General features: G+C 62.7%; 13 protein-coding genes. 12 read left to right on the plus strand and 1 reads right to left on the minus strand.

Going from position 1 to position 15,512, the window contains the following annotated elements:
* Window positions 1-13: 13 nt before the first annotated feature.
* From AC3CCE_RS06005 to AC3CCE_RS06060, 12 genes are all read left to right on the plus strand, one after another.
* Complete coding sequence (locus AC3CCE_RS06005; RefSeq protein WP_023823295.1) at window positions 14-1,852, plus strand: M3 family oligoendopeptidase; 1,839 nt, start codon at window positions 14-16, stop codon at window positions 1,850-1,852.
* 412 nt (window positions 1,853-2,264) lie between these two features.
* Window positions 2,265-2,981, plus strand: a complete 717-nt coding sequence (locus AC3CCE_RS06010) for a protein in NADH-ubiquinone oxidoreductase complex (RefSeq protein ID WP_023820661.1) — start codon at window positions 2,265-2,267, stop codon at window positions 2,979-2,981.
* 163 nt (window positions 2,982-3,144) lie between these two features.
* A complete protein-coding gene (locus tag AC3CCE_RS06015) occupies window positions 3,145-4,290 on the plus strand; it encodes an aminodeoxychorismate synthase component I (RefSeq protein ID WP_352624306.1) in 1,146 nt (381 codons plus the stop codon).
* Window positions 4,239-4,901, plus strand: coding sequence for an aminotransferase class IV family protein (locus tag AC3CCE_RS06020; RefSeq protein ID WP_031199162.1), 663 nt, complete (start codon window positions 4,239-4,241; stop codon window positions 4,899-4,901). Before AC3CCE_RS06015 ends, AC3CCE_RS06020 begins: the two co-directional genes overlap by 52 nt.
* Window positions 4,902-4,953: 52 nt before the next feature.
* Window positions 4,954-5,877: a heme-dependent oxidative N-demethylase family protein gene (locus AC3CCE_RS06025; protein WP_023814612.1), complete on the plus strand. Its 924-nt coding sequence runs from the start codon at window positions 4,954-4,956 to the stop codon at window positions 5,875-5,877.
* Window positions 5,878-5,879: 2 nt separating this feature from the next.
* Window positions 5,880-7,118: a hypothetical protein gene (locus tag AC3CCE_RS06030; RefSeq protein WP_352624309.1), complete on the plus strand. Its 1,239-nt coding sequence runs from the start codon at window positions 5,880-5,882 to the stop codon at window positions 7,116-7,118.
* Between the two features lie 129 nt (window positions 7,119-7,247).
* Window positions 7,248-8,693, plus strand: a complete 1,446-nt coding sequence (locus AC3CCE_RS06035; RefSeq protein WP_023691759.1) for a homospermidine synthase — start codon at window positions 7,248-7,250, stop codon at window positions 8,691-8,693.
* Between the two features lie 188 nt (window positions 8,694-8,881).
* Window positions 8,882-9,259 carry an Omp10 family outer membrane lipoprotein gene (locus AC3CCE_RS06040; RefSeq protein ID WP_023735034.1) on the plus strand — a complete coding sequence of 126 codons (378 nt, stop codon included), beginning with the start codon at window positions 8,882-8,884 and terminating at the stop codon, window positions 9,257-9,259.
* A 197-nt stretch (window positions 9,260-9,456) separates the two neighbouring features.
* Complete coding sequence (locus tag AC3CCE_RS06045) at window positions 9,457-11,484, plus strand: 5'-nucleotidase C-terminal domain-containing protein (RefSeq protein WP_352624311.1); 2,028 nt, start codon at window positions 9,457-9,459, stop codon at window positions 11,482-11,484.
* 156 nt (window positions 11,485-11,640) lie between these two features.
* The gene (gene hemH / locus AC3CCE_RS06050) at window positions 11,641-12,705 is read left to right on the plus strand and encodes a ferrochelatase (protein WP_023735036.1); all 1,065 of its coding nucleotides are present in this window, start codon (window positions 11,641-11,643) and stop codon (window positions 12,703-12,705) included.
* A 158-nt stretch (window positions 12,706-12,863) separates the two neighbouring features.
* Window positions 12,864-13,814, plus strand: coding sequence for an SPFH domain-containing protein (locus AC3CCE_RS06055; protein ID WP_352624314.1), 951 nt, complete (start codon window positions 12,864-12,866; stop codon window positions 13,812-13,814).
* 37 nt (window positions 13,815-13,851) lie between these two features.
* Entirely contained in the window at window positions 13,852-14,316 is a 465-nt protein-coding gene (locus tag AC3CCE_RS06060; protein ID WP_352624316.1) for an NfeD family protein, read from the plus strand.
* An 87-nt stretch (window positions 14,317-14,403) separates the two neighbouring features.
* Here the strand turns inward: AC3CCE_RS06060 and AC3CCE_RS06065 are convergent, their stop codons facing one another.
* Window positions 14,404-15,399 (minus strand): KpsF/GutQ family sugar-phosphate isomerase, encoded by a 996-nt coding sequence (locus tag AC3CCE_RS06065; protein ID WP_352624318.1) that lies wholly within the window; start codon window positions 15,397-15,399, stop codon window positions 14,404-14,406.
* Window positions 15,400-15,512 lie beyond the last annotated feature (113 nt).

Here is a 15,512-nt window from a genome sequence, read left to right on the forward strand (position 1 = left end):
AAGGTAATTGTTGATGAGCAGGATTCTCGGTCGGCAGCTTGCGGCGGTAGCGTCCGGTCAGGGCGCGGCGGAACTTGGCGACCTGCCGGAATGGAATCTCGCCGATCTTTATTCCGGCATGGAGGCGCCCGAACTGAAGCGTGACCTTGCCAAGGCGGCGGCCGACGCCGTCGCCTTCGAGAACCGCTGGAAGGGCACACTGGCTGCGGAGGCCGGGCGCGGAAGCGCCGGCAGGCTTGGCGAGGCGCTGACAGCCTATGAGGCGCTGGAGGAACTGATCGGCCGCATCGTCTCCTATGCCGGCCTGATCTATGCCGGCAACACCGCCGATCCGCAGCGCGCAAAGCTCTATGGCGACATCCAGGAAAAGATGACCGACGCCAGCGCGCATCTTCTGTTCTTCGCGCTGGAACTGAACCTGATCGATGACAAGGCGCTCGAATCCGCCCTCGCCGCCGACGCCGGCTTTGCCCATTACCGGCCCTGGGTGCTCGACCTCAGAATGGACAAGCCCTACCAGCTCGAGGATCGGGTCGAGCAGCTGTTCCATGAGAAGTCGATCACCGGGCGCGGTGCCTGGAACCGGCTGTTCGACGAGACGATGACCGATCTGCGTTTCGACATAGACGGCGAGGAACTGACGCTGGAGCCGGCGCTGAACCGCCTGCAGGACGCCGATGGGGAGGTCCGCCGCCGCGCCTCCGAAGCGCTGGCCACAACCTTCCGCAAGAGCCTGCGCACCTTCACGCTGATCACCAACACGCTGGCCAAGGACAAGGAGATTTCCGACCGCTGGCGCGGCTTCGAGGACATCGCCGACTCACGCCATCTCGCCAACCGTGTCGAGCGCAGCGTGGTCGACGCGCTGGCATCGGCCGTGCGCGAGGCCTATCCGCGCCTGTCTCATCGCTACTACGCGATGAAGGCGCGCTGGCTGGGCATGGAGGTGATGAACCACTGGGACCGCAACGCGCCCTTGCCCGAAACGCCGCAAGCGGTGATTCCTTGGGATGATGCCAGGAACACTGTGCTATCGGCCTATCAGCGCTTTTCCCCCGACATGGCGGAGATCGCCCGCACCTTCTTCGACCGCAACTGGATCGACGCGCCGGTCAGGCCCGGCAAGTCGCCCGGCGCCTTCGCCCATCCGACCGTGCCTTCGGCGCACCCTTACGTGCTGCTCAACTACATGGGCAAGCCGCGCGATGTGATGACGCTGGCGCATGAACTCGGCCACGGCGTGCATCAGGTGCTGGCCGGCGGCCAGGGCGCCCTGATGGCTTCGACGCCGCTGACTTTGGCCGAGACGGCCTCAGTATTCGGCGAGATGCTGACCTTCCGTTCGCTGCTCGACCAGACCACCGACAAGCGCGAGCGCAAGGCGATGCTCGCCCAGAAGGTCGAGGACATGATCAACACGGTCGTGCGCCAGATCGCCTTCTACGAGTTCGAGCGCAAAGTGCATGCAGAGCGTAAGAACGGCGAACTGACCTCCGACAAGCTCGGCCAGTTCTGGCTCGAGGTGCAGGCAGAAAGCCTGGGGCCGGCGATCAAGCTGCGCGAGGGCTATGAGGTCTTCTGGACCTACATCCCGCACTTCGTCCACTCCCCCTTCTACGTCTACGCCTATGCCTTTGGCGACTGCCTGGTGAACTCGCTCTACGCGGTCTACCAGAACGCTGAGCATGGCTTCCAGGATAAGTATTTCGAGATGTTGCGCGCCGGCGGCACCAAGCATCACTCGGAGCTTCTCGCGCCCTTCGGCCTCGACGCCACCGACCCCGCCTTCTGGCAGATCGGGCTTGGCGTGATCGGCGGCCTGATCGACGAGTTGGAAGCGCTCGACAGTTAATGCGCGCACCCATTGGACCGATGGCGCAGAGTGGCAGGTTCAGCAGCGGCCTCGACTTTGCAGAATCGCAGAACAGTTTAGCCGGAATGCATGTGACGGCAGCTCTGTTCTTGTTCTAAATATCTGTTCTTGAATAACTCTCCGGCGAAAATTCCGTTAGCTTTCCCGAAGCCGTATGATAGCTTTCCGACTGAAGCTCAGCCGGGCGCGCGGCTTAAGGCCGGACAGTATCCCGGCCCATGGCAGCGGTCTGACGAATGCGACAGCGACGGTTGGCAATGGGCGGAAAGCCGAACGCCGACACTCGACGACAGACCGGCTGTTCCCTGAGCCGCCGAACCACATTGGATGATCCGATCTGCCAAGGTCATGACTTGGGACGGCGGCGGACGGATCCGACTGGAGAGAGACGATGACCTTCTTTTACATTGTCCTGGCGTTCCTTGTAGGTGTGTTGGTTGGCTGGTTTATCTGGGGCCGGCTGCGCGGCGAACTCGACAGCCTGCGCGGCGATCTCGACCGCACCCGCAGCGAGCGTGACAGACTGCGCGCCGACGCCGATCGCCTGACTGGCGAACTCGACGCCTGCGGCAAGACCCGCGCCGATCTCGAACGCCGGCTGCGTGAAACATCAGCTCCATCCGCCAAGCCTTCAAGTTCGGCGCCGGCCGCGCTGGTATCGACAGCGGCAAAGGCCAAGTCCGCCCCGGCCGCGAAACCGGCCCCCGCCAAACCCGCCGCGGCCAAACCAGCTGCGGCCAAATCGGCGGCCGCAAAACCAGCGGCCAGCAAACCTGCCGCCGCCAAGGCCGCGCCCAAAGCCGCTGCTTCAAAGCCCGCCGCCGTCCCGAAGAAAGCCGCCCCGGCAGCTGGGAAGGCCGATAATCTGCGCCGCCTGATCGGTATCGGCCCGGTCAACGACAAACTGCTCAAGGGCCTTGGCGTCACGACCTACGCGCAGATCGCCGGCTGGACCGCGGCCGACGTCAAGCGCATCGAGGACACGCTGAATTTCGACGGCCGCATCGCCCGCGAAAAGTGGGTCGAGCAGGCCAAGCTGCTTGCCACCGGCGACGAAAAGGAGTTCGCACGCCAATTCCCGAGCGCCGGGACCGCCAACAACAGCTGATCCGTCATCGGCAACATAACCAGAAGGCGGCGCTTTCGGGCGCCGTCTTTGTTTTTGCATTCGCCACTGTCTTTGCGCCCTGCGACGCCGCTCCCTCGATTGCACGCCGCCCGGCCCCCATATAGAGCGGTTCTGGCGTCATCGACCGCAGTACCCGAGCCCCATGCCCCTGCCCTCTGCCATTTTCCGCAACGATGAAAGCGGCCGTCAGTTGGTCTTCGACCACCAGGCCGACATCATCATTGCCTATGATGCCAAGGATTTTCTGCCGGCGCTGGTGGCCGCGCAGGCGGCGAGCGATGCCGGCAAATGGCTGGCCGGCTATTTCTCCTACGAAGCGGGCTATCTGCTCGAACCGAAACTGGTGCCGCTGCTGCCTGAAGGCCGGCGCGCGCCACTGGTTTGTCTGGGTGTGTTCGATGCTCCGGTCGAAGAGGCCGTGCCGCGCAACGATGCGCCGGCCACCAATGGCCCCATCTTCGACGCCAGGGCCAGTTGGTCCGCTCAGGACTACGCCAGACGCTTCGCGCGCCTTCACGACCACATCCGCAAGGGCGATTGCTACCAAGGCAACCTGACCTTTCCGGTCCGTGCCCAATGGTCGGGCGATCCGCTTGCTGCCTTCGACGCACTGACAGGACGCCAGCCGGTCAAGTATGGCGCGCTGATTTCGCTCGGCGATCCCATCGTCTTGTCGCGTTCGCCCGAGCTGTTCTTCGAGATCAATGCCGAAGGCATGATCGAAACCCATCCGATGAAGGGTACCGCACCGCGCGGCGCGACCAAGGCCGAGGACGCGCGGTTGAAGTCCTTCTTGCGCAGCGACGAAAAGAACCAGGCCGAGAACCGAATGATCGTCGATCTCCTGCGCAATGACATCTCGCTGATCAGCGAGGTCGGCACGCTGGAAGTGCCGGAACTGTTCCGCATCGAGAGCTACCCGACCGTCCATCAGATGGTGAGCCGTGTGCGGGCGAAGCTTCTGCCTGATCTCGGCATCCGCCAAATCTTTGGCGCGCTGTTTCCCTGTGGCTCGATCACCGGCGCGCCGAAAATCCGCGCCATGGAAATCCTGCACGAGCTGGAAGAGACACCGCGCGACGTCTATTGCGGCGCCATCGGCTGGATCGCGCCTGCCGGCATGATGCGCTTTTCGGTGGCGATCCGCACCATATCGCTCTTTTCCAGTGGCGAGGCCGTTTACAATGTCGGCGGCGGCGTCGTCTTCGATTCGACGGCGCAAGAGGAGTATCAGGAGTGTCTGCTGAAGGCGCGCTTCGCGACGGGGACACCGCCGATTTCGAGCTGATCGAGACGATGCGCTGGGAGCCCGGCCAGGGCTTTCTGCGCTTCGAACGCCATCTCGCGCGCCTTTACGGCTCGGCGGAAGAACTCGGCTTTGCCTGCGATCCGCAGCGGATCGGCGAGGTGCTGGCGAATACTATCGGGGCGCAGCAAAAGGCGCTGCGCACCCGGCTCGTCCTGCAGCGCAATGGCGAAGTGACCGCCTCGGTCCAGCCCTATGAGCCGTTCGCCGCCGACAAGGTCTGGCGGCTGCAGCTGGCACGGGTGCGGCTCTCCTCCACCGACACGCTGCTGCGCCACAAGACCGGCCGGCGGCAAGTCTACACTCACGCCCGCTCCGAATATCTGATCACCCAGGCCGACGAAGTGTTGCTCGCAAATGAGCGCAGTGAAATCTGCGAAGGCACCATCACCAACGTCTTCGCCGATTTCGGTGATGGCATGCTGATGACACCCAGGCTCGACTGCGGCCTGCTGCCTGGCGTATTGCGCGCCGAGCTGCTGGACGAAGGCCGCGCCCAGGAGGCGATCTACAGCTATGACGAGTTGAAATCCGCCAAAACACTGTTCGTCGGCAATTCTCTGCGCGGCTTGATCCCGGCAACATTGGCCTGATACGAAGCGGCTGCGAGAATAACCGCCGGCATTGGACACTTTCTAGCGAAGCATGAATTCTCGTCAGCCCACGCACACGCCCTATGATGGCTCCTCAAAGCTCTTCACCATCGGGCTGAAGCCGCTCGAACTCGACAAGTGGATCGAGGTCGACCGGTATCTCTTCGACCATCTCGCCGAAAAGCGCCGGCTGTATGCCGAAATTCCCGACAAGGTGTTTGTCGAGGAAGACGGCACGCGCGACGCCCAGCGCGAAGTGCGCGGCCTCATCGAAGCACATCTGCTGTCGACATTTCCCGGGATGTACCGGCGCACCAATGCCGGGGTTGAGGTCATTGGCGCCAAAGCCGACTCTGACGCCACCTTCCCCGATGCCCCGCTGGTCGCAGCGTCGCTGCTCGTCCAGGAAGACCTGATCCTGATGCGCCGTGACGACACCGGCTGGCGGCTCGCTGCCGGCTCGCTGTGTTTCCCGTCATCCTGGTCGCTGGTCGAAAAATTCGGCCGGCCGCTGCAGCAGATCCACGCACCGGTGCCGGGCTTCGGTCCGGGCACCAGGCCGGCCGAGCTCATCAACCGCATGTTCGACGGCCTGCAGGGTCAGGCTGTCGAACGCTTCAACTGGTCGATCCAGGCCGACGACGCGCTCTATCATCCGCTCTCCAATGTCGAGCGCATCGACCGCGCCACCAACCGCCCCTCGCGATTTCCCGACGGCGACGTCAACGCCCACGCCTTCATCCGCGTCGAGCGCCAGACGCTGCGCAAGCTCCCCGTCTCGCGCGACATCCTGTTCACCATCCGCATCCATCTCGACCCGCTGAAAGTGCTGGCGCGGCATCCCGACCGGGCAACGCTTGCCGCCTCTTTCGCGGCGCAATTGCAGGCGCTGGATGAGGCTCAACTCGACTACAAGGGGATGACATCAGACCGTGACCGGCTGGTGCAACGCCTGCAAACCATGGCTCAGGAGTGACGATGATCCGACATGTTCTGAAGCTAGCCGTCCTGCTCGGTGCATTGCTGGCGTTGCCGGCAACAGCGCATGCGGAACCGGTGACCTATGCGGGGAAGCTCGGCAACATCGACATCGTCGTCGAGTTTACCGGTGATCCGGCGACGGCTGGAGAGGCACTGGCGGGCCGCTATTTCTACCGCTCCAAGGGCGTCGATATTCCTCTGCAGGCGAAGTCGAGCAAGGGCGTCACCTTTCAATTGGCCGAGGAAGAAGCCTGCGATGCCAAGAAGTGCGGCGACGGCCAGGCTCCACCCATCGGCGCCGTCTGGCGATTGAGTTCCGCCGACAATGGCAAGACGCTGGAAGGCACCTGGACGGCCAAAAAGACCCTGCCGCTGAAGCTGACAAGGATCGCCAGCCGTGCCCAGACGGAGACGCCGGCGACGACGCCACGCGATCTTTATGATTTCACCGACATGACATTCTCGGGTGACGATGCGCCGATCACCATGGCGGCATCGCCCTACGACTATCTCAAGCTGGATTTCGCGCCCGAGGCAGACGCCAAGGAAGGTTGGCCGGATGCAGCCTACAACTATGTCACCGATCCACGCACCAAATTCGCCAGGCCGCGCATCGTCGATCTCGCCGGCGGCGCGCCGATCGAAGCCGCCAATGCCTTGCTGCAGAACCGCCATTGGCATGACAGCCTCAGCGCCTTGACCTGCGCGGCGCTGCAATACGCCGGCTTCCACGATGGACCACCGATGGAGGGCATGGATGACGATTCGCTTGGCGGCTACGAAGACACGACGTCCAAAGTGACGTCATTGACGCCGAAGCTGATGAGCTGGTCGGAATCCGGCAGCCTCTATTGCGGCGGTGCGCATCCGAACAACTATTCCGACGCCTATGTCATGGACGTGCGCCGTGGCGCCTTGCTTACCCTTCAGGACATGTTTTCCGATACGGGCGACGGCAAGCCAGGCCCCTCGCTGGCCGCCTTCGTCAGGGAAAACCGCAAGAAGCCAAGCGACCAGACCGAGGTGGATTACGAGGCCGAATGCGGCATCGACGATTTGATCAGCGACTATCTAGGCGCCAGCCTGAAGCGCGATGGCGACAGGCAGGTTCTGGTCTTCGGGCTGCAAGGTTTGCCCAACGTCATCCAGGCTTGCGGCGACGATCTCGTTGAAATGCCGGTCTCCGAAGCACAAGCGCTGTTCACACCGGAATTCGCGAAACTGCTCGAACCGTAGGCGCGCATCTGCGCCGTCGGGAACTAACCTTATCCCTGCTTTTCGCTTTATTGTGACAATGATCTATGGTTTGTCGCGCGGCGGTCGAACGGCCGTTTTGGCGCGTTGCTTGAAGGAGTGCTCGATAAAATGGCGAATGAAAACTGGCCCGTTTACGGTGAAATCACCGGCCCTGTCGTGATGATCGGCTTTGGTTCGATCGGACGGGGAACGCTGCCTCTGATCGAGCGCCATTTCAAATTCGACAAGTCGCGCATGACGGTCATCGACCCGCTCGACACCGACCGCAAGCTGCTCGACGAGCGCGGCATCGCCTTCGTGCAGGAGCACGTGACCGAGAAAAACTACAAGAAACTGCTGACGCCGCTTTTGACCAATGGTGGCGGCCAGGGCTTTTGCATCAATCTGTCGGTCGATACCGGCTCGGTCGACCTGATGCGGCTCTGCCGCAAGCTCGGCGTGCTCTACATCGACACCGTCGTCGAGCCGTGGCTCGGCTTCTATTTCGACGCCAAGGCCGACAATGCCAGCCGCACCAACTACGCGCTGCGCGAAGCCTTGATCAAGGAGAAGCACGACAAGCCCGGCGGCGCTACCGCGGTTTCGACCTGTGGCGCCAATCCGGGCATGGTCTCGTGGTTCGTCAAGCAGGCGCTGCTGAACCTTGCCGGCGACCTCGGCCTCGAGTTTTCCGAACCCGCGCAGGACGACCGTGACGGCTGGGCGAAGCTGATGAAGAAGGCCGGCGTCAAGGGCATCCACATCGCCGAGCGCGACACCCAGCGCACCAAGAAGCCGAAGCCGATGAACGTGTTCTGGAACACCTGGTCGGTCGAAGGTTTCATCTCGGAAGGGCTGCAGCCGGCCGAGCTCGGCTGGGGCACGCATGAGAGATGGATGCCGAAGAACGGCAAGGAGCACAAGCATGGCTCCAAGGCTGCGATCTATCTCGAACAGCCCGGCGCCAACACCCGCGTGCGCTCCTGGTGCCCGACGCCGGGCGCGCAATACGGTTTCCTGGTGACGCATAATGAGGCGATCTCGATCGCCGACTTCTTCACCGTGCGCGGTAAGAAGGGCAAGGTCCAATACCGCCCGACCTGCCACTATGCCTATCACCCCTGCAACGACGCCGTGTTGTCACTCCACGAAATGTTCGGCGCTGCCGGCAAGCCGCAGCCGGTCCACCATGTGCTCGACGAAAACGAGCTGGTCGACGGCGTCGACGAGCTTGGCGTGCTGCTCTACGGCCATGCCAAGAACGCCTACTGGTACGGTTCGCAGCTGTCGCTGGCCGAAGCCCGCAAGCTGGCGCCCTACCAGAACGCTACCGGCATGCAGGTCACCTCGGCCGTGCTCGCCGGCATGGTCTGGGCGCTGGAAAACCCGGAAGCCGGCATCGTCGAGGCCGACGAGATGGACTACAAGCGCTGCCTGGAAGTGCAGTCCCAGTATCTCGGACCGGTCAAGGGCTACTACACCGACTGGACGCCGCTCGATAACCGTCCGGGCCTGTTTCCCGAAGACCTCGACAAAAGCGACCCGTGGCAATTCCGCAACATCCTCGTTCGATAGCGGTTCCATACCCCTGCCTCACTGCCTTGCAATCGCCCGGAAATCGGGCGATTGAAGGGATGCGGACGAGAGCAGTGTGCATCCATTTGGACGCACGAGGGACGGCTCTGGAAACTTGAGGCCACGCACATCGTGTTCCCCAAAACGTCGTTTGACGATTGGGCCGATGCGTCAGGAGAGGATTTGATATGACGATTGCGCGCAAAATTCTTTCTGCGGGCGCGGCGGGCGTTCTTGCGACGATGCTTGCCGCCTGCACCACCGGCGGCTCCGACGGGCCACCGATCTCAGCGCAGGCGCGAGGCGTCGAAGGCTCATGGCTGAACGCCGAAGGCAAGGCGGTCTCGACATTGAACGGCGGCGTCTTCACCACCGTTTCGGCGGAGACCGGTGAGAAATTCGCTGACGGCAGCTACACCAAGACCGGCGCCACCTCGGTCGAGATCAACGGAACCTCGCTGATCCGGCAGCAGCCAATCGCTTTCAACTGCCTGCTGGTGTCCATAAACCAGCTGAATTGCACCAGCTCCGCCGGGCAGAACTTCGTGCTGACCAGGCGTGGCTGAACCTTTCCCATGCGGCTTTGCGGATGGCGGCGGCGCGATGCCGCCGCCTTTTTTATGCCGGCAAACCGATGCCGGTTATCCGCCCTGATTCTTCTTGCATCGCCACAACCGCGATGTGAACATACCCGAAATGCTGGCTGTTATCCTGCAGTCGGGCAAGAGCGTTAAACGCCTTTGATCATATCCGGGAGACGAAGATGAAGAAGCTCGCCGCCATTGCCGCCCTCTCTGCCTCGACACTCGGCCTGTCGGCCGCACCATCCTTTGCCGACTACACGTTGAACATCCTGCATTTCAACGATTGGCACAGCCGCATCGAAGGCAACAACAAATACGAGTCGACCTGCTCGGCCGAGGAAGAGACCAAGGGTGAGTGCATCGGCGGCGCCGGCCGGCTGGTCACCGCGATCGCACAGGAGCGCAAGAAGCTCGAAGGCCAGAACGTGCTGCTGCTCAATGCCGGCGACAGCTTTCAGGGATCGCTGTTCTACATCACCTACAAGGGCACGGCGGAGGAGGAATTCCTCAATCAGATCAAGCCCGACGCGGTGACGCTCGGCAACCACGAATTCGACGATGGCGAGAGCGCGCTGGTGCCTTATCTCGACAAGGCGAAGTTCCCGATCGTCAGCGCCAATGTCGTGCCCAACGACAAGTCCGGCGCCGCAGGCAAGATCAAGCCGTCGATTGTGCTTGAGGTCGGCGGCCAGAAGATCGGCATTGTCGGCGCCGTGACCAACGACACGCCGGAACTCGCCTCTCCCGGCCCCAACATCACCATCGCCGACGATGTCAAGTCGATCACCGCCGAGGTCGAGAAGCTGAAGGCGCAAGGCGTCAACAAGATCATTGCCGTCACCCATATCGGCTACAGGCGCGAGCGCGATGTCATCGCCAAGATCCCGGGCATCGATGTGGTGGTCGGCGGCCACAGCCATTCGCTTCTGTCCAACACCGACCCGAAGGCTGAAGGCCCCTACCCGACGATGGTCGACAACCCCGACGGCTCCAAGGTGCCTGTGGTGCAGGCCGCGTCCTATTCGAAATATCTCGGCGAATTCAAGGTCGTGTTCGACGACAATGGCAACGTCAAGGAAGCCAGCGGCGACCCGATCTTCCTCGACAAGTCGATCACTCCCGATCCGGCCGTTCTTGCCCGCATCAAGGAGCTTGGCGCGCCGATCGAGGCGCTGAAGAACAAGGAAGTGGCCGAGACCACCGAGGCCATCGACGGCAGCCGCGAAAGCTGCCGCACCAAGGAATGCGCGATGGGCAACCTCGTCTCCGACGCCATCCTCGACCGCGTCAAGGGACAGGGCGTCGAGATCGTCGTCTCGAATGGCGGCGGCCTGCGTGCTTCGATCGACAAGGGCACCGTCACCATGGGCGAGGTGCTGACCGTGCTGCCGTTCCAGAACACGCTGGCGACCTTCCAGATTTCCGGAAAGGATCTGGTTGCCGGGCTGGAAAACGGCGTCAGCCAGGTCGAGGACGGCGGCGGCCGCTTCCCGCAGGTGGCAGGTCTCAAATACTCCTTCGACAAGTCGGTCGCGCCCAATGCCGGCCGAGTCAAGTCGGTCGAGGTGATGCAGAACGGTGCCTGGGCGCCGATCAATCCGGACAAGGACTATCTGGTCGCCACCAACAATTACGTCCGCCAGGGCGGCGACGGCTACAAGGTCTTCGCCGAGAAGGCCAAGAACGCCTATGATTACGGCCCGGGCCTCGAACAGGTGGTCGCCGACTATCTCGCCGCGCACCGGCCCTACACGCCCAAGCTCGACGGCCGCATCACCGAGGTTGCCGCAACCGTAGCGGCTGCCCCGGCCGCCGAGCCGGCAAAACCAGCCGAACCGGCACCTGCTCCAGCGGAACCGGCAAAACCGGCCGAGGCTGCACCGGCGGAGCCGGCGATTCCCGCATTGCCGGCAGGCTCCGGCGACATCACCACCACGCCGCCGACTGTCCCGGCGGAAACCGCCCCGGCAACGCCGGCTCCGGCCGAACCGGCAAAACCGGCCGAAGCCGCACCTGCTCCGGCAAAGCCGGCTGACGCCGCCCCGGCCGAAGCCAGCCATGTCATCGTCGCCGGCGATACCTATTGGGATCTCGCCAAGAAGGCCTACGGCGACGGCGCCAAATGGAAGGTGATCTCCGAGGCCAACAAAGGCTACGAACCACGCCGGCTTCCTGTCGGCGCGACCTTGACCATTCCGGCGAAGTAACCTCGCTTCGCACTCACGACCAGCAAAACCCGTCCGGGTAACCGGACGGGTTTTTGGCTTTCAGGGTAAGGTGCGGCCAGACGCAGCATTGAAAACTTGCTCCGCATCGCTAGGTTCGCCCGACATCGTCGGTTTTCGCGGTGTCGGGAGACCTTCATGACGCTTTCCACGCCTGTCGACCCCAAAGCCGCGAAAGCGCTCGACCCGCTACCGGCCGGACATCCGCCGGTAAAGGCAGGCAAGATCGGCGTCATGTTGGTAAATCTCGGCACGCCGGACGGCACCGATTTCAAGCCGATGTGGCGCTATCTCCGCGAATTCCTGTCCGATCCGCGGGTCATCGAGCTCAACAAGGCCGTCTGGTATCCGATCCTCTACGGCTTGGTGCTGACCACGAGACCGAACAAGTCCGGCGCCAATTACGCCAGGATATGGAACCGCGAGAGGAACGAGTCGCCGCTGCGCACCTACACCCGGGCGCAGGGCGAAAAGCTGGCCGCAGCGCTCATCGACCTACCCGATGTCGTGGTCGACTGGGCGATGCGCTACGGCAACCCCTCGACCGCGAGCGTCGCGCAAAGGCTGGTCGAGCAAGGCTGCGACCGCATCCTGTCGTTCCCACTCTACCCGCAATACTCCGCGACCACCACCGCGACCGCCAACGACCAGCTGTTTCGCGCCTTGATGAAGATGCGCCGCGCGCCTGCCGTGCGCAGTGTTCCGCCCTACTATGACGAGCCGGTCTACATCGAGGCGCTCGCCCATTCGATCGAACGGCATCTGGCAACGCTAGACTTCGAGCCCGAGGTGGTCATCACCTCCTATCACGGCATCCCGAAGCCCTATTTCGAGAAGGGCGATCCCTATCACTGCCACTGCCAGAAGACGACACGGCTGTTGCGTGAACGACTGGGGTGGGATGAAAAGAAGCTGATCATCACCTTCCAGTCGCGCTTCGGCGCCCAGGAATGGCTGCAGCCCTACACCGACAAGACGGTCGAGAAACTGGCGAAGGACGGCGTGAAATCGATCGCCATCGTCAACCCAGGCTTTTCCGTCGACTGCATCGAGACGCTGGACGAAATCGGCCGCGAGGCGGCCGAGACCTTCCATCACGCCGGCGGCGAGAAATTCGCCCACATCCCGTGCCTCAACGACAGTGCAGAAGGCATGGCGGTGATCGAGGCGATGGTGCGGCGCGAGCTGTCGGGCTGGGTCTGAGGCCGCCACGTTGCGGCGATCGATCGCCGCAGTTGCGCTATTCCATGCACTAATAATCAACGATCACCTGATTGTAACATTATTGAAACACACCTAAGTGTTTGGTGAAGTCGGTTGCATGGAATCAACGCCATGGCCGGCATCTGAGGGAGATTCAAATGGACTTCAGTGGTTTCGGTATTGCGATTGGTGCGCTTGCCTTTCTGGTATTGGTGCTTCTTATCAAAGGCATCCGGACAATCCCGCAAGGCTATAATTATACGGTGGAGCGCTTTGGTCGTTACACCAAAACACTAAGCCCCGGCCTCAACCTCATCGTGCCGTTCGTCGACCGAATCGGCGCCAAGATGAACATGATGGAGCAGGTGCTCGACGTTCCGAGCCAGGAAATCATCACGCGCGACAACGCCATTGTCGGCGTCGACGGCATCGCCTTCTACCAGATCCTCAATGCGGCGCAGGCCGCCTACCAGGTCGCCGGCCTGGAGAACGCCATTCTCAATTTGACGATGACCAACATCCGTACCGTCATGGGCTCGATGGACCTCGACGAATTGCTGTCGAACCGCGACGCCATCAACGAGCGCCTGCTGCGCGTCGTCGACGAAGCGGCGCATCCGTGGGGCATCAAGATCACCCGCGTCGAGATCAAGGACATCAATCCGCCGGCCAACCTCATCGAATCGATGGGTCGTCAGATGACGGCTGAACGTAACAAGCGTGCGCAGATCCTCGCCGCCGAAGGCCTCAAGCAGTCGCAGATCCTTGAGGCCGAAGGCCGCAAGGAAGCCGCCTTCCGCGACGCCGAGGCACGCGAACGCTCGGCCGAGGCCGAAGCGCGAGCCACCCAGGTTGTATCGGAAGCCATCTCCAAGGGCGACGTGCAGGCACTCAACTACTTCGTGGCGCTCAAATACACCGAAGCGATGGGCAAGATCGGTACCGCCAACAACAGCAAGGTCGTGCTGATGCCGATGGAAGCCTCGGCGCTGATCGGCACGCTCGGCGGCATAAGCGAGATCGCCAGGGAGGTGTTCCGCAGCGAAGGCACCGCCGGCGCCGCCAGGCAGGCCGCCCGCGCTCCGGTGGTTCGCCCAGGCGAGAATTGAGGCTAGCTGAGAACTGAGATCATAGGAGCGCACTCCCATGTTCGACCGCATCATTTCCGAACTTGGTCCGTGGAACTGGATGGTTCTGGGCTTCGTCCTCCTGGTGATGGAGGTCATCGCGCCAGGAATATTCATGCTGTGGATCGGCATGGCCGCATTGGTGATCGGTGTGATTTCCCTGCTCGTCTGGGACGCAAGCTTCTGGGCCTGGGAAGTCCAGGTCCTCGCCTTCCTGGCCCTGTCGCTGGTCTCGGCCTTTGCCGGAAAGAAGCTGGCTGGTGGGCGTAATACCCCTAGCGACCAGCCGCTGCTCAACCGGCGCGGCGCGCAGTTGGTCGGCAGGATGGCAACGCTGGCCGAGCCGATCAAGGACGGTCGCGGCCGCATCAAGCTCGGCGACACACTGTGGCGCGTCTCCGGTCCCGACCTGCCGGCCGGCACGCAAGTGCGCGTCGTCAGTTCGGCCGACACCGATCTGGAACTGACCGTCGAGGCAGTTTGACATTTCGAAAGCGCATGGCGCTTTCGATCCGGAAAATCAGGCCGCGTCGCCTAGGGCTTCCCGAACGCGACGCGTCCTTTGATTTTTTCAGGCGGCGCCGATGCGCAGCAGGTCGTGCAGATGAACCAGTCCCACGAGCCGCCTGCCTTCGACCACCATCAGGCTCGTAATGGCCGAATTGTTGATAATCTGCAGCGCCGTCGCCACCAGCGTGTCCGGTGTGGCCGTCTTCGGCTTTTTCGTCATCACCTGATCGACGCTCATTTCCATGAGATTGCTGCCGATGTGACGCCTGATGTCGCCATCGGTGATGATGCCCACCAACGCGCCATCCGCCGTCGCGATCGCCACGCAGCCGAAGCCCTTGTTCGACAATTCGAGGATCGCCTCGCGCATGCCCGTGCCGGAAGCCACCAGCGGCAGCCTTTCGCCGACATGCATGATCTCGTGGATCTGCGTGAGATTGGCGCCGAGCTGGCCGCCGGGGTGGAACGTGCGGAAATGGTCGGGCGTGAAGCCGCGCGCTTCGAGCAGCGCTATGGCCAGCGCATCGCCGACCACCAGTTGCAGCAGGGTCGATGTCGTCGGCGCCAGACCGTGCGGGCAGGCTTCCGGCGAGGACGGCAGGAGCACCACCACGTCGGCCGCGCGCGCCAGCGCCGAGGCCGCGCCCGCGGTAATCGCAATCAGCGGGATCGAGAAGCGCCTGGAATAGGCGACGATGCCCATCAATTCCTTGCTCTCGCCGGACCATGACATGGCGATGATGGCATCGTCTCTGGCGATCATGCCAAGGTCGCCGTGATTGGCCTCCGCCGGATGGACGAAGAAGGCAGGCGTGCCGGTCGAAGCCAGACTAGCCGCGATCTTAGTGCCGATATGGCCGCTTTTGCCGACGCCGGTGACTATGACGCGGCCATTGATGCGCGACACCATGTCGACGGCGCGGGCGAAAGGTTCGGCCAGTTCGTTCTCCAGCGCGGCGGCCAATGCCGCCACGCCGGCCTGTTCCGTGGCTACCGTTCTCAGCGCCGAGGCGACCGAAGCCTCCAAAGGCTTCTTTTCTGGGGATCCCGCATGCATGGCTGATGCGATTAGCGCTTTGCCGTTCGCCTGTCCAACAGAATTGCCGTCCAGCCATGTCGTACAGGCACACCTTCAACCCTCCGTTAACCATCCCCGTTTACGGTTCGGTA

Source organism: Mesorhizobium sp. P160187, from assembly GCF_057766425.1.

Coding starts and splice junctions, on each gene's coding strand:
- AC3CCE_RS06035 (WP_023691759.1), top strand. CDS start 7,248: ATGGCGAATGAAAACTGGCCCGTTTACGGTGAAATCACCGGCCCTGTC.
- AC3CCE_RS06005 (WP_023823295.1), top strand. CDS start 14: ATGAGCAGGATTCTCGGTCGGCAGCTTGCGGCGGTAGCGTCCGGTCAG.
- AC3CCE_RS06055 (WP_352624314.1), top strand. CDS start 12,864: ATGGACTTCAGTGGTTTCGGTATTGCGATTGGTGCGCTTGCCTTTCTG.
- AC3CCE_RS06060 (WP_352624316.1), top strand. CDS start 13,852: ATGTTCGACCGCATCATTTCCGAACTTGGTCCGTGGAACTGGATGGTT.
- AC3CCE_RS06045 (WP_352624311.1), top strand. CDS start 9,457: ATGAAGAAGCTCGCCGCCATTGCCGCCCTCTCTGCCTCGACACTCGGC.
- AC3CCE_RS06025 (WP_023814612.1), top strand. CDS start 4,954: ATGAATTCTCGTCAGCCCACGCACACGCCCTATGATGGCTCCTCAAAG.
- AC3CCE_RS06010 (WP_023820661.1), top strand. CDS start 2,265: ATGACCTTCTTTTACATTGTCCTGGCGTTCCTTGTAGGTGTGTTGGTT.
- hemH (WP_023735036.1), top strand. CDS start 11,641: ATGACGCTTTCCACGCCTGTCGACCCCAAAGCCGCGAAAGCGCTCGAC.
- AC3CCE_RS06040 (WP_023735034.1), top strand. CDS start 8,882: ATGACGATTGCGCGCAAAATTCTTTCTGCGGGCGCGGCGGGCGTTCTT.
- AC3CCE_RS06015 (WP_352624306.1), top strand. CDS start 3,145: ATGCCCCTGCCCTCTGCCATTTTCCGCAACGATGAAAGCGGCCGTCAG.
- AC3CCE_RS06030 (WP_352624309.1), top strand. CDS start 5,880: ATGATCCGACATGTTCTGAAGCTAGCCGTCCTGCTCGGTGCATTGCTG.
- AC3CCE_RS06065 (WP_352624318.1), bottom strand. CDS start 15,399: ATGCATGCGGGATCCCCAGAAAAGAAGCCTTTGGAGGCTTCGGTCGCC.